This is a genomic window from Aeromonas sp. 6P, assembly GCF_051919525.1.
Classification (GTDB): domain Bacteria; phylum Pseudomonadota; class Gammaproteobacteria; order Enterobacterales; family Aeromonadaceae; genus Aeromonas; species Aeromonas veronii.
This window is the reverse complement of record NZ_JBQBEO010000002.1, coordinates 2,237,161-2,251,807: the sequence shown is the minus strand read 5'-3', so window position 1 is coordinate 2,251,807 and position 14,647 is coordinate 2,237,161. Positions and strand designations below refer to the sequence as shown.

The following is a 14,647-nucleotide window of genomic DNA, read 5'->3' as shown; positions in this document are numbered from 1 at the left end:
AATCCTTAAGCGATTACCTTTTTACCGCGGTAGAAACCATCGGCAGTCACGTGGTGACGACGATGAATTTCGCCACTGGTCTGATCAACAGTCAGGGCAGCGGTGGTCAGCGCATCGTGGGAACGACGCATGCCACGCTTGGCACGGGTTTTACGGTTCTGTTGTACGGCCATTGTAGGCTAACTCCTAAATTCACTTACGTTTAAGCTCTTCAAGAACTGCAAAGGGATTCGGCCGCTCATCAGCAGGTTCGATTTCACCCCAGGTCATCTCCATGTTTCCTCTCGGGCATGCATCCAGAGAATGCATTGCAACTTGAGGCAACGAGAGGATGAAGTTCATCCTCCAGGATTTGATGAAGATCTATCTCGCCGTTTTCGTCCAACTCAATGGGCTCATAAGCTTCCGGCAGTTCTTCCTCGTTTGTTCTTTCGAACAGCGGAGTGTAGATAAATTCAGCTTCACAGAGGTGTTCGAATGTCTCTCCGCAACGTTGGCAAACCAGGTCAACCTTGGCATGGGCAGTGCCTTTCATAACGGTCAACTTCTGGACATCTTTGCCAAAGTGCAGTGATACATCGATATCACTCTGCAAGCCAGCGGTTGATTCCTCCAGCCTGGGCATCTGCGACTTTTCCACTATCCCGATGTAATCGAGCAGCTTCAAGGCACTACGGACTGGATCAACCTTAACGGGCAACTTCACCTTTTGCATAGGGCGCGAATAATATAGGTCCAACAACTGATAGTCAAAGGAAAAAGTCCTTACCGCCGATGATTTTAACGTCACAAGTCCCTAGAATGCCGGTACTCGCTTTCATCGGTACCTGATTATGCCACAGAATCTGATCCTCGCCTCAACTTCTCGCTATCGCAAAGCCCTGCTGGAGAAGCTCGGACTCCCCTTTGAATGTGCCGCCCCCGATGTGGATGAGCAACCACTGGCTGGCGAATCCGCCGAGGCGCTGGTGGCCAGACTGGCTCGTGCCAAGGCTGATGCCATCGCTGGGCAACGTGATCACGGCTTGATCATCGGCTCTGATCAGGTGTGTGTCTGCAATGGCCGTATCCTCGGCAAACCGGGCACCATCGACAATGCCATCGCCCAGCTGATGGCGGCTCAAGGTCGCAGCGTCACCTTTTACACCGGGCTGTGCGTACTTAACGCTGCAACCAATGAGATTCATCAATTGATTGAACCGTTTACGGTCCACTTTCGCGATCTCGACGAATCCGCCATTCGCCGCTATGTAGAGGCTGAACTGCCCCTCGATTGTGCGGGCAGCTTCAAGTGTGAAGGGATGGGGATCGTTCTGTTCAAGGGGCTGGAGGGGCGCGATCCTAACGCATTGATCGGTCTGCCACTGATCGGCCTGATCGAGCTGCTGGAGCGCCACGGTATTGCCCTGCCCTGATTGCGGACGAATAGATAAGCTAGAACGAGAATATAAAAAGCCCGGTCAATATACCGGGCTTCTGTTATCAATCAGATTGATGTCTGTTAAAAAGATGCGTCTACAACAGCCCGCGAAGAGCCGTCATGGAGTCCACCACCGCCACAGGTCCGTGACGACTGAGGGCATCCCGACTATCTACACCCCAAGTAACGCCGATGCGCGGCATGGCAATTGCCTCGGCCATCGCCATATCGTGAACAGAGTCGCCGATCATGACGGCCTGCCAGGGTGACAGCCCCAGCTCATCCAGGATCTGCTCAAGCATCAGCGGATCAGGCTTGGAGCGGGCTTCATCGGCCCCACGACTGATCACAAACAACGGGCGCAGCCCGGTCTCATCCAATACCCGATCCAGCCCACGGCGCGATTTCCCGGTAGCAACAGCCAGTTGCAGTCCCCGTGACTGCCAGTCATGCAGCAACTCCCCTGCCCCGGCAAACAGCGGACTGGGGGTCGCATCGTGCAGATAGTGATGACGATAGCGATCGATGAGCGCGGCAATTTTGCGCTCATCAATAGCGCTACCATTGTCGCTACGTAAAAGGAAAAGGCGGGACATGGCGACATCAAGGCTCAATCCGATGATCTGCCGGATCTGGGCTGGTGCAGGAACCGCCAGCTCACAATCTCTGGCAGCCCCCTGCACACAGGCCACAATCCGGCCCACCGAATCCATCAGGGTACCGTCCCAATCGAAAATGGCGAGCCGGATATCCTGCATCAGCGTGGCAAGCCGTTGAGGAAGTTGTCGAGCTCAGGTGCCAGCGGCGCTTCTACCTGCATCTCGCGACCATCGGCCGGATGGGTGAAACTGAGCTTCCAGGCATGCAAAAAGAGCCGTTTCAGACCTTGGCTGCGCATTTTCTCGTCAAACGCCGCTTCACCGTACTTATCGTCACAGGCGATCGGATGACCGGCATGCAGGGTGTGCACCCGGATCTGGTGGGTACGACCGGTGATGGGGCTGCACTCGACCAGAGTCGCTTCGGCAAATTGACGCACGATGCGGAACCGGGTTTCGGAGGGCTTGCCATCGGCACTGACCCGTACTACCCGTTCGCCAGACTGCAGATCGTTTTTGCGCAGCGGCGCATTGACCACCTTGACGTGAGCCTGCCATTTGCCGCGAACCAGCGCCAGATACTGCTTGCGCATGGTCTTGACCCGCAACTGCTCATGCAGGCTGCGCAGGGCGCTGCGTTTTTTGGCAACCAGCAGTACGCCTGAGGTATCGCGATCCAGTCGATGAACCAGCTCGAGGAAACGGGCTTCAGGACGCAGGGCGCGCAGCCCTTCAATCACACCAAAGCTCAGCCCGCTGCCGCCATGTACGGCCATGCCGGAGGGCTTGTTCAGCACGATCATGGCATCGTCTTCAAACAGGATCTGGCTCTCCAGACGCTGGATAACACCGAGGTTGGCTGAAGGCAGCTCATTCTTCTCGGCAACGCGCACGGGGGGCACCCGCACCTCGTCACCTGCGCAGAGTTTGTACTCCGGTTTGATGCGCTTTTTGTTTACTCGCACTTCACCTTTGCGAAGGATGCGATAGATCAGGCTCTTGGGGACGCCCTTTAGCTGAGTCTTGAGAAAATTGTCGATGCGCTGCCCGTCATGCTCAGCTTCGATGGTGAGCAGCTGCACTTGTTGTTGTATCTGTGTCATGGCGCGGATTTTAACACTGCCAGCGCCCCTTGGCTGCATGGTTTGTTGAAAAATGGCGCCTTGCTATAAAAGAGGTTTAAATGGGATAATAAACAAGGTTTTGTCATTGTGTTCAAGCCTTGTACTAAGTGGCCAAAAAGTATGCCACCCAATCCCGAAACACCGTGTATACAAGAACATGACGGTTCCCGGGTGCGAGGTACAACGCATGGAGAACACAAACATCACCGTTTATTTGTCTCCATTTCGGCATCCTTATTCATTCCTTCTCGAGAAGTGATGACCAGAACGCCCTTAGTTTGCGCCTCATGCATACCCCAACCGGGAGGTTGCCCCAGTATGCTGAAGACCCGAGGCCGGCGCTGGCAGGACCCAGATGGAGGAAATCAAAATGACACAATAATGAGAACTCAATGAAAAGAATGCTTATCAACGCAACTCAAGAAGAGGAGTTGCGCGTAGCGCTGGTTGACGGACAACAGCTCTACGATTTGGATATTGAAAGTCCGGGACACGAGCAGAAGAAAGCGAACATTTACAAGGGTAAGATCACCCGCGTAGAACCCAGCCTTGAAGCTGCTTTTGTCGACTACGGCGCCGAGCGCCACGGTTTCCTGCCGTTGAAGGAGATCGCCCGCAATTACTTCCCCTCCGGTTACTCCTATCAGGGTCGTCCCAACATCAAAGAAGTGGTCCGCGAAGGTCAGGAAGTTATCGTCCAGATCGACAAGGAAGAGCGTGGCACCAAGGGTGCAGCCCTCACCACCTTTATCAGCCTGGCAGGTAGCTACCTGGTACTGATGCCCAACAACCCCCGTGCCGGTGGTATCTCCCGCCGTATCGAGGGTGATGAGCGGACTGAACTGAAAGAAGCCCTGAGCGGATTGACCGTGCCGGAAGGCATGGGCCTGATCGTACGTACCGCCGGTGTGGGCAAGTCGCCAGAAGAGCTGGAATGGGATCTGAACGTTCTGCTCAACCACTGGGACTCCATCCACAAAGCCTCCCAGGAGCGCGCCGCGCCGGTGCTGATCCATCAGGAAAGCAATGTCATCGTGCGTGCCATCCGTGACTATCTGCGTCGCGATGTGGGCGAGATCCTGATCGACAATCCGGTGATTTTCGAACGCGCCAAGGCCCATATCGAGCTGGTACGTCCCGATTTCCTCAACCGTGTGAAGCTGTACAAGGGTGAAGTTGCCCTGTTCAACCACTTCCAGATTGAAAGCCAGATCGAATCAGCCTTCCAGCGTGAAGTGCGCCTCCCTTCCGGTGGCAGCATCGTTATCGATCCGACCGAAGCACTGACCTCCATCGATATCAACTCCTCCCGCGCCACCAAGGGCGGCGATATCGAAGAGACGGCGCTGCAAACCAACCTGGAAGCGGCCGACGAAATTGCCCGCCAATTGCGTCTGCGCGATCTGGGTGGCCTGATCGTAATCGACTTCATCGACATGACGCCGGTTCGCCATCAGCGCGAAGTAGAAAACCGTCTGCGTGAAGCGGTTCATCAGGATCGCGCCCGCATCCAGCTGGGCCGTATCTCCCGTTTCGGTCTGCTGGAGATGTCTCGCCAGCGTCTGCGTCCTTCCCTCAACGAGTCCAGCAGCCACATCTGCCCCCGTTGCCAGGGTCAAGGCGTGATCCGTGACAACGAATCCCTCGCCTTGTCCATCCTGCGTCTCATCGAAGAAGAGGCCATGAAGGACAACACCGAGCAGGTTCACGGCCAAGTGCCGGTGGATGTTGCAGCCTATCTGCTTAACGAGAAGCGTGCCGCCATCGCCAGTCTGGAACAGCGAAATGATGTGCGTGTTTACATCATTCCGAACCAGCATCTGGAAACCCCGCACTACGAAGTGACCCGCATTCGTCAGAACGAGATCCCGGAAGCGGCCAGCTATGAGCTGAAAACCGAGATTGCCAAGCCGGTCTACCAGCCGAAGCAAGCTCAGGTGATCGAGCGTGAACAACCGCTGCTGCAAGGCTTTGCCCAGCCGACTCAACCCGCGCCAGTTGCAGCACAGCAGCAGACAGCCCCGGCCGTTGCCGCTGCACCTGCCGAAGCAGGTTTCTTCAGCAAGCTGATCAAAGGCATTACCGGCCTGTTCAGCAGCGATGCAGCACCTGCCGACGTGAAAGCGCCCGCCGAGAAACCTGCTGCTCGTGAAGCACGCAAGGATGAAGGTCAACGTCACCAGCGCGAAGAAGGTCGTGGCCGTGGTCAGCGTCCTCGTCGTGACGACAATCGTGGCAACCGCAACAATGCGGAAGCTGGCGAGAAGCGTGAAGGTGGCAACCGCGAAGCCGGTGAAAACCGCAATCGCCGTCCCCGCAAAGAGCGCGAGCCTCGTCAGGAGCGTGAAGCCCGTGGTGAGGTGCGTAGCGAACAGCGCATTGAACGTGAACCCCGTCAGGAGCGCGAACCTCGCGAACCGCGTCAGGAACGTGCGCCACGTCCTGCCCGTGAACCTCGTGCTCCCCGTGAGCCGCGCACCGAAGTCGTTGTTGAAGCGGTAGACGCCGTTGATGCAACTGCCGTCCAGCCACGTCAGGAGAAAGAGCTGAAAGTGGCCGAGCGCCGCGAACGTCGTCAACTGCGCAAGCAGATCCGTGTCGATGTCGCCGCTGCTGACACCTCTGCCCTGCCGGTTGACGAAGTAGCAGCGCAAGCTGAAGTGATCGATGCCACAGTGGGTAACGAGCAGGAAGAGCAGAGTGAAGGCCAGCGCCGCTCACGCCGCACTCCGCGCAGCCAGCGTATCGAAGGTCAGCGCCGCAAGCGCATCAACGAAGATGCCCGCAGCCAGCGTGACGAAGAACAGCAAGATACCACCACTCTGACCACCGCAGCCCAGGCAGATATTGCCAAAGCGCAGGTTGAAGAGCCGGTAGTGCCTGTTGTTACCATCCCGAGCGCTGAAGCCGTCGCTGCTGCCCTGCAAGCCTCTGCGGCACTGACCGAGCATGTGGTTGTCGAAGCCGTTGCTGAAGAAGCTGCCGAGCAGGCTGCTGCCCAGGTCGAAGCAACTCAAGCCGATGTGATCGCTAGCCCGGTTGTTGACGCTGTCGCTGAGGTCGTGGTGCCAGCAGAGCCGGAAGTTGCCGTTGTCGCCGCTCCGGTTGCCGACATGGCTGCCACTGAAGTCGTTGAAACTGCTCCGGTTGTTGAAGAAACCCCTGCTGTCAGCACTCCTGTCGTGGAAGCTGTACCGGCTGCAGTCGAAATGCCAGTTGCTGCCCCGGCACCTGTCGCTGCAGTTGTGGTGGAAGAGACTCCGGTCGTGACCAAACAGGTAGCTCACGGTGCTGGCCTGCTGGCTCGTGCCCGCAAAGCATCCGCCCCGATGGCAACCCCTGCCGAAGCCCCTGCCCTGCCTGTTCGTGAGCCGGTTAACTACCCGCCGCTGGTACGCAACGAAGTGAGCACCTCAGGTCGTCATGGTGGTAGCACTGCCGCCGTCAACGTGGCCACCTGCCCGGCCGGTCGCCCCTAAGCAACCCGGGTTGACCCCCTAAACAAAAGCCACACCAACCGGTGTGGCTTTTTTATTGCCTGTGTCCCGTCCTGAATATGGTTTACACCTTTCCCCCCAATAAATAGAGAACCCGATGGGACAAGGTGTGAAACGGACACAGCGCGATTACTCGCTGACTTTTAAACTGTCACTGGTCGAGCAGATTGAAAAAGGCGAGCTCACCTACAAACAGGCTCAGGTGCGTTATGGCATTCAGGGCCGCTCCACCGTTCTGGTATGGTTGCGTAAACATGGTCGGCAAGATTGGAGCCAGGGGGCTTCTGTGCGTGCCGGCAGGAGCATCACCATGCCTGACCCCGACAACCAGACGCCCGAACAGCGCATCAAGGAACTCGAGCAACAGCTGGCGCTAATGAGTCAGAAGGCCCAGTTCTTTGAGGCCGTCGTCGATGTACTGAAGAATGACTACGGCGTCTCCATCGTAAAAAAGCGACCCGGCAAGTCCTCTCGCAGCGGCAAGTCGAAAGGCTGAGCATTGTCAGGGCTTGCCTGTTTCTGGGGATAAGCCGGCAGGCTTACTACAAGCGCAATCGGGTCGCCGACGAGCGCCATGCACAAGGATTGCAGGTGGTGCGCTTCGTGCGTCAGGTTCGACTGCGACAACCTCGGGTGGGCACTCGCAAGCTGCATTATCTGCTGCAGGGTCAGGATGATGGCTGGCTCAAGGTAGGGCGGGACAGGCTGTTTCAGATATTGGCCGAGCACCGCCTGCTGGTGCCACCCAGACGGGCGTATCACAAGACCACCCACAGTTTTCACCGTTTCTACCGTCATCCCAACTTGCTCAAGGCGGGGCCAGAGCAGGTCACACCGGTGGCCCCGGAGCAGGTCTGGGTTGCTGATATCACCTATCTGCCAGCCAGGAGCGGGCCGCTGTACCTGAGCCTGGTGACGGATGCGTACTCACGCAAGATAGTGGGCCATCACGTACACGAAGGAATGCATGCCGAATCGGTGGCGATGGCGTTCAAGAAAGCGCTGAAGCAACGGTGTGGCAGCGGGGAGCTAATCCATCATTCGGACCGCGGCGTGCAGTATTGCTCTGGGCTGTATCAGTCACTACATGAACGGTACGGGGTGAAATGCTCGATGACGGATGGGTATGACTGTTACCAGAATGCGTTGGCGGAGCGGATGAACGGGATTTTGAAGGGAGTGTTACTACAGGAAAACGCCCTGGTTTCTCCTGTGTTTGCGCTTTGGATATTTCTGAGAAAGTTCATTCAAAGCGTCAATGTTCAGTATCACACCTATTGATAATTTCAATACAACACTTTGTTTGTTGGCATATCAAAGCCAATCACAGATATGAAAAAAGGGCCCACAGGCCCTTAGAAAAATAGCGATATTATCCACCAAACAGATGGTGGCTAACGATGAACAGGCCGCCGGAGAGCAGCATGGTCAGCGGCAGAGTCAATACCCAGGCCATCAGGATGGTCTTGATGGTCTGGCTCTGCAGGCCGGATTTGTTGGCAATCATGGTACCCGCCACCGCAGAAGAGAGAATATGGGTGGTGGACACCGGCATACCGGTCAGACTGGCGACACCGATGGAGGTTGCAGCCGTGATCTGGGCCGCAATGCCCTGGCTGTAGGTCATGCCTGTGGTGCCGATCTTCTCGCCCACGGTATGAACGATACGACGCCAGCCCACCATGGTGCCACAACCCAGCGCCAGCGCGATGGAGACAATCACCCAGGTCGGTGCGTATTCAGCGGTCGCGGTCAGATCCTTGCGCCATTTGGCCAGATCGGTCAGCTCCTTGGCTGGCAGTGGCAGCTTGGCTGCCTTGCGGGCGGTGTCATCGATACAGAGCAGCAGACGACGCACTTCACGGCGGTCGGTCAGGCTCATCTGATCATAAGTACGCACGGCCCCCAGACGGGCATCCAGGGTGGCCATCGCCTGCAGCACGCCATCGGCGGAACAGTGGGTCATCAGCTCTTCCTGAGCCGTTACCGGTGCAGAGAAGTTGATGACACCTGAGAGGGCTGACTGGTTTCGCTGGTAGATCTCCATGATGCGCTGGTTGGCATCCTGGGTCCGATCCAGATCATAGGAGCGGCTGTTCATGTCCAGCGCGAAATAGGCGGGCGCCATGCAGATCAGCACCAGCATCACAAGACCGATACCCTTCTGGCCATCGTTGGAGCCGTGCACGAAGCTGACGCCCATGGCCGAGGCCACCAGGGTAAGACGCGCCCAAAACGGCGGGTGCTTCTTGCCATCCACCAGCTGACGCTCTTCCGGTGTTTTGTGGATCTTGTTGCTGGTCCAGATGCGTTTCATTGCCAGCAGCAGCAGTGCCGCGATGATGAAACCTATGGTGGGAGAGATGATGAGGGACAGCATGATGTCGATCGCTTTGCCCACGTTGATCCCTTCTGTCACCGGTTTATGGGTGATCCAGGCATAGGCGCCGCCTACCCCCAGAATGGAACCGATCAAGGTATGTGAACTGGAGGCCGGGATCCCGAAGAACCAGGTGCCCAGGTTCCACACGATGGCGGAAAACAGCAAGGAGAAGACCATGATCAACCCTTGGGTGGAGTCCATCCCAAGCAGCAGGTCGATGGGCAGCAGATGGACAATGGCATAGGCCACACCCAGACCGCCGAACATGACGCCAAAAAAGTTGAAGATCCCCGATGCAACGACCGCCAGGTGAGCGGGCATCGCCTTGGTATAGATAACCGTTGCTACCGCGTTGGCGGTATCGTGAAAGCCGTTGATGAATTCATAGGCAAGCACAAAAAAAACGGCCAATACTAAACCGATCGACCACCACAAACCCAAACCACTAAACATTTCAAACATAAAAAAAAGCCTGTTTATGAGTTGCGGCGGATTATGCCAGATGGCGGCCAACACCATAGCCACCATTGAAATATTTCAGCCATAAAAAAAAAGAGCTTTTTGGAAAAAAATATCCTAGAGCCAGTCCTCATGCGGCTTGCCATCGATTAATTAAAGCCATCAATGATTGCAGGAAATGGCAAAATTAGCTGACAATTAAACCAATAATTTCATTTTTATGACGCATTTATGACAGAAAAACGGGAAAAAGTGGTGATAAAACAACCCGCCCCTCCCATCTCATCCGACCATTACCATTAACCCCATATCCATTTGATTCCAGATGCAAAAAGGGAGCACCTTGTGCTCCCTTGAATCGTTGCAGTGCCGTCTGTCATCAGTCCTGATTGATGCGGCTGGCAACGGCGCCCTGCTGGCTTTTGTACTTGGCATTTTCCCGCTTGTTGTAGGGGCGGGCCGCAACACCGGAGAGCATCTCGAAGTTCAAGGCGCCAATCTTCATCTTCGGGCGCAGCGCCAGCGGCAGTTTGCCACCATTGTAGAACTCCAGCACGATACGACCGGACCAACCCGGATCGATCCGGTGCGCCGTCACGTGCACCATCAGACCCAGGCGCGCCAATGAAGAGCGGCCATCCAGCCAACCGACGATATCGGCAGGCAGGGTGACGGATTCGTAGGTCACTGCCAGCGCCAGCTGACCCGGGTGCAGATAGAAAGCTTCGCCATCGGGGATGTGGATCTCGTCACTCATCACCCGATCGATGGCATCGGCCATCTCGCTGCTCGGGCCGCTCAGGTCGATATAGGGCGCGGTATGATCGCGAAACACCCGAAACTCGTTACCCAGCAGCACATCGACACTGACACCACTGATCCGCTCTACCCCGGGCCGTGGCTCAATGACGATCTTGCCTTCATCCAGATGGCGTTCAATATCGGTATCACACAGACGCATTGGGCGACTCTCCTGACAAATTGTGCTTTTAAAAAAGCCGGGCATCACCCGGCTTGTTTCATCTTAACCAATCAACATGTGGCGAATACGCGCCTTGAGCATGTCGATGGCGATGCGGTTCTTGCCACCACGGGGCACGATCACATCGGCATACTGTTTGGACGGCTCGATAAACTGCAGGAACATCGGACGTACCGTCTTCTGGTACTGCTTGAGCACGGAGTCCATGGTACGGCCACGCTCCTGCACGTCACGCACCAGACGGCGCAGCAGGCAGATGTCGAGCGGGGTATCCATAAAGATGGAGGCATCCATCAGGTCCCGCAGACGGCTGTCGGTCAGCAGCAGGATCCCTTCCAGAATGATCACCCGGCGCGGCGCAAACGGGGTCACTTCGTTCATCCGGGTGTGTTCGGTGTAGGAGTACTGGGGAATGGCAACCGCGTCACCTTTAACCAGCTGGCTCAGGTGCTGTACCAGCAAGTCGTGATCCAGCGCGTTAGGGTGGTCATAGTTGGTCTTGACCCGCTCTTCCATGGTCAGGTGGGTCTGATCACGGTAGTAGCAATCTTCGGTGATCACACCAATCTGACCTGCGCCCAGTTCGGCCACCAGCTCTTCATAAATGGTCTGGGCTATAAGACTTTTGCCAGACGCAGATGCGCCCGCAATACCGATGATCACACACGAATGTTGAGTATCAGACATGACAAATACCTAAAAGAGAAGAGCAGTGGGGATGGTTTAAACCGATCCATTATATAAAAAAGGGTGGGTCATGCCCACCCTCAATTCCCTTTCAAGTGACCGACCGCCGATTATTCATCCAGCGCCATGGCATAGAGGGGGGTCGCAATCGGTTTTGCGCTGAAAAAGAGTTCAGCCCCTACCCTGCGCGCCAGCTTCAAATAGGCCTGAGCCAAGCTCCCTTCCGGTGCGCCGAACACCGTCGGGCAGCCATCATCCATGTGTTGGCGGATGTCGATGTGCAGCGGCAACTGGCCAAGCAGCGCCACTTGATACTGCTCTGCCATCTTCTGGCCGCCACCGGTACCAAACAGCGGCTCATGATGACCACAGGCGCTGCAGACGTGGTAGCTCATGTTCTCGATAATACCGAGCACCGGCACATTGACCTTGTTGAACATGGCGATCCCCTTGCGGGCATCGGCCAGCGCCACATCTTGCGGGGTGGTGACAATCACCGCCGCCGAAGTCGGCACCTGCTGGGCCATGGTGAGCTGGATATCGCCAGTGCCCGGCGGCATGTCGACCACCAGATAATCCACCTCGCCCCAGCGGGTCTCATGAAGGATCTGCGCCAGCGCCTTGCTCGCCATCGGGCCACGCCAGATGGTGGCATCCTGCTCGGAGACCAGATAGCCGATACTGTTGCTCTTGAGGCCGCAGGCCATCACCGGCTCCATCAGCTTGCCGTCATGGCTGACCGGGCGCTCTTTGAGGGTGCCCATCATGGTGGGAATGGAAGGGCCATAGATATCGGCATCGAGAATGGCGACCCGCGCCCCCTCTTTTTGCAGCGCCAGCGCCAGATTGACCGCGGTGGTGGATTTGCCCACCCCCCCCTTGCCGGAGGCAACCACGATGATGTTGCGAATGCCCTGCACGGCATTGAGGCCCTGCGCCCGCGGCATGCTGGCGACGTCAATCTCCAGTGCCCAGTCGATACGGGCGGCACCGGTGGCGCTACGCAGCCTGGCATCATAGTTCTCTTTGAGCTGATCGAGCAGCGAAAGACCGGCAAACGGCAATACCAGCCGGATAGTGAGCCCCTGACCCTGATTGATGATCTCGCGAACGAATCCGGCATCCACCAGATCCTTGTGCCAGCCTGCTGGCTTAAATTCGGCGAGGATCTGTTTTACTGAATCAATCACCATTAACTCCTCATTATCTTGTCATTATCTTGAGGTGAACGGTTACCGCACACAAATCAGTGGCTTGCCTGCCATCGTAACAGCAGGTGCTGCCAAGGTTGGCATAGCCACAACCCTAGGCAGGCTACCCCCAATTCGGGTAACATGCACGGCACTCTATCATCCCAACAAGCACATCAAGAACGTAATATGGCAACTGATCCCCGTAAAATGCTGGTAACCTGCGCCCTCCCCTATGCCAATGGCTCCATCCATCTTGGCCACATGCTGGAACACATCCAGGCCGATATCTGGGTTCGTTATCAGCGAATGCGCGGTCATCAGGTGCACTTCATCTGTGCCGATGATGCCCACGGCACCCCGATCATGCTCAAGGCACAGCAGATGGGGATCACCCCGGAAGAGATGATTGCCGCTGTCTCCAAGGAGCACCAGGCTGATTTCGCCGGGTTCAACATCAGCTTTGACAACTATCACTCTACCCACAGCGACGAGAACCGCGAGCTGGCGGAGCTGATCTATGGCCGCCTGAAAAATGGTGGCTTTATCAAGAGCCGCACCATCTCCCAACTGTTCGATCCGGAAAAATCCATGTTCCTGCCGGACCGTTTCGTCAAGGGTACCTGCCCCAAGTGCAAATCTCCGGAGCAGTATGGCGACAACTGCGACAGCTGCGGCGCCACCTACAGCCCGACGGAGCTGATCGATCCGAAATCCGCCGTCTCCGGTGCAACTCCGGTAATGAAGGACTCCGAGCACTTCTTCTTCGACCTGCCGCAGTTTGAAAAATGGCTCTCTGAGTGGGTACGCGGCTCCGGCGCCATTCAGGAAGAGATGGCCAACAAGATGCAGGAGTGGTTCGAGAGCGGCTTGCAGCAGTGGGACATCACCCGTGATGCCCCCTACTTCGGGTTCGAAATTCCCGGCGCCCCGGGCAAGTACTTCTACGTCTGGCTGGATGCCCCCATCGGTTACATGGCTTCCTTCAAGAACCTGTGCAACAAGCGTGGCGACATCGACTTTGACAGCTACTGGAAAGCGGACTCCGACGCCGAGCTCTACCACTTCATCGGCAAGGATATCGCCTACTTCCACTGCTTGTTCTGGCCGTCCATGCTGGAAGGTGCCAACTTCCGCAAGCCGACCAAGGTCAACGTGCACGGCTATGTGACCGTCAACGGCGCCAAGATGTCCAAATCCAAGGGCACCTTTATCAAGGCATCCACCTACCTGAACCACCTGGATCCGGAGTGCCTGCGTTACTACTACGCCGCCAAGCTCAACAGCCGCATCGATGATCTGGACCTGAACCTCGAAGATTTCGTGCAGCGCGTCAACGCCGACGTGGTCAACAAGCTGGTCAACCTCGCCTCCCGCAACGCCGGCTTTATTGCCAAGCGCTTTGGCGGCAAGCTGGCAGCAACCTGCGCCGAGCCCGAGCTCTACGCCGAATTCGCCAATGCCCGTACCGCCATTGCCGAAGCGTATGAGAGCCGCGAGTTCAGCCGCGCCATCCGCGAGATCATGGCGCTGGCCGACAAGGCCAACCGCTACGTGGACGACAAGGCTCCCTGGGTTATCGCCAAGCAGGAAGGGGCTGACGCCGAGCTGCAGGCGGTCTGCTCTGTTGGCATCAACCTGTTCCGCGTGCTGATGGCCTACCTCAAGCCCGTCATGCCGCTGCTGGCCGAACGTGCCGAAGCCTTCCTGGCCGAAACCCTCAGCTGGGATGGCATCGAGATGCCGCTGGTCGATCACACCGTTGCACCGTTCAAGGCCCTCTTCTCCCGCATCGAGCCGGCGAAGATTGAAGCCATGATCGAGGCATCAAAGGAAGACCTGGCCAAGGAGCAGGCACCGAAAGTGACCGGCCCGCTGGCTGATGACCCCATCAGCGAAACCATCACCTATGACGACTTTGCCAAGATTGACCTGCGCGTCGCGCTGATCAAGAAGGCCGAAGCGGTACCGGAAGCCGAGAAACTGCTAAAGCTGCAACTGGATATCGGCGGTGAAACCCGTCAGGTGTTTGCCGGTATCAAGTCCGCTTACAACCCGGAAGATCTGGAAGGCAAGCTGACCGTGATGGTGGCCAACCTGGCGCCGCGCAAGATGCGTTTCGGCATGTCCGAAGGCATGGTGCTGGCTGCAGGCCCGGGCGGCAAGGATCTCTGGATCCTGGAGCCGCAGGAAGGCGCCCAGCCGGGTATGCGCGTCAAGTAAGCGCATCGACCCGATAAAAAAGAGGCCTGCGGGCCTCTTTTTTTGTCTCTGCACTCTTTTCGTCTCTGCGACTCTGCTGATTA

General features: G+C 56.9%; 10 protein-coding genes and 2 pseudogenes. 4 read left to right on the top strand and 8 right to left on the bottom strand.

What is annotated here, in order from left to right; translation table 11 throughout:
* Positions 1 to 5: 5 nt before the first annotated feature.
* Both rpmF and yceD read right to left on the bottom strand, forming a co-directional pair.
* Positions 6 to 173: a 50S ribosomal protein L32 gene (rpmF, locus tag ACTG2J_RS10540; RefSeq protein WP_005300935.1), complete on the bottom strand. Its 168-nt coding sequence runs from the start codon at positions 171 to 173 to the stop codon at positions 6 to 8.
* A gap of 19 nt (positions 174 to 192) precedes the next feature.
* A pseudogene (yceD, locus tag ACTG2J_RS10535) lies at positions 193 to 715 on the bottom strand (23S rRNA accumulation protein YceD).
* 118 nt (positions 716 to 833) lie between these two features.
* On the opposite strand from yceD, the gene ACTG2J_RS10530 reads away from it, so the two are divergent.
* Positions 834 to 1,415, top strand: coding sequence for a Maf family protein (locus ACTG2J_RS10530; protein ID WP_113739564.1), 582 nt, complete (start codon positions 834 to 836; stop codon positions 1,413 to 1,415).
* A 100-nt stretch (positions 1,416 to 1,515) separates the two neighbouring features.
* Here the strand turns inward: ACTG2J_RS10530 and ACTG2J_RS10525 are convergent, their stop codons facing one another.
* Complete coding sequence (locus tag ACTG2J_RS10525) at positions 1,516 to 2,178, bottom strand: HAD-IA family hydrolase (RefSeq protein ID WP_113739565.1); 663 nt, start codon at positions 2,176 to 2,178, stop codon at positions 1,516 to 1,518.
* Positions 2,178 to 3,122: a 23S rRNA pseudouridine(955/2504/2580) synthase RluC gene (gene rluC / locus ACTG2J_RS10520; protein ID WP_005351815.1), complete on the bottom strand. Its 945-nt coding sequence runs from the start codon at positions 3,120 to 3,122 to the stop codon at positions 2,178 to 2,180. Before rluC ends, ACTG2J_RS10525 begins: the two co-directional genes overlap by 1 nt.
* A 413-nt stretch (positions 3,123 to 3,535) precedes the next feature.
* Between rluC and rne the strand changes: the two genes are divergently transcribed.
* Entirely contained in the window at positions 3,536 to 6,622 is a 3,087-nt protein-coding gene (rne, locus tag ACTG2J_RS10515) for a ribonuclease E (protein ID WP_439988669.1), read from the top strand.
* Between the two features lie 115 nt (positions 6,623 to 6,737).
* Positions 6,738 to 7,828: pseudogene (locus tag ACTG2J_RS10510) on the top strand (IS3 family transposase); the annotation flags it as partial.
* A gap of 184 nt (positions 7,829 to 8,012) precedes the next feature.
* On the opposite strand, the gene ACTG2J_RS10505 reads toward ACTG2J_RS10510, so the two are convergent.
* The 4 genes from ACTG2J_RS10505 to apbC form a co-directional block, all read right to left on the bottom strand.
* Positions 8,013 to 9,485, bottom strand: coding sequence for an inorganic phosphate transporter (locus tag ACTG2J_RS10505; protein ID WP_439988670.1), 1,473 nt, complete (start codon positions 9,483 to 9,485; stop codon positions 8,013 to 8,015).
* Positions 9,486 to 9,861: 376 nt separating this feature from the next.
* Positions 9,862 to 10,443, bottom strand: a complete 582-nt coding sequence (gene dcd, locus ACTG2J_RS10500) for a dCTP deaminase (protein WP_005336719.1) — start codon at positions 10,441 to 10,443, stop codon at positions 9,862 to 9,864.
* A gap of 63 nt (positions 10,444 to 10,506) precedes the next feature.
* Complete coding sequence (gene udk, locus ACTG2J_RS10495) at positions 10,507 to 11,151, bottom strand: uridine kinase (protein ID WP_005352133.1); 645 nt, start codon at positions 11,149 to 11,151, stop codon at positions 10,507 to 10,509.
* A gap of 110 nt (positions 11,152 to 11,261) precedes the next feature.
* Positions 11,262 to 12,344, bottom strand: coding sequence for an iron-sulfur cluster carrier protein ApbC (gene apbC, locus ACTG2J_RS10490; protein WP_005345574.1), 1,083 nt, complete (start codon positions 12,342 to 12,344; stop codon positions 11,262 to 11,264).
* Positions 12,345 to 12,530: 186 nt separating this feature from the next.
* On the opposite strand from apbC, the gene metG reads away from it, so the two are divergent.
* A complete protein-coding gene (gene metG / locus ACTG2J_RS10485; protein WP_026034905.1) occupies positions 12,531 to 14,564 on the top strand; it encodes a methionine--tRNA ligase in 2,034 nt (677 codons plus the stop codon).
* Positions 14,565 to 14,647 lie beyond the last annotated feature (83 nt).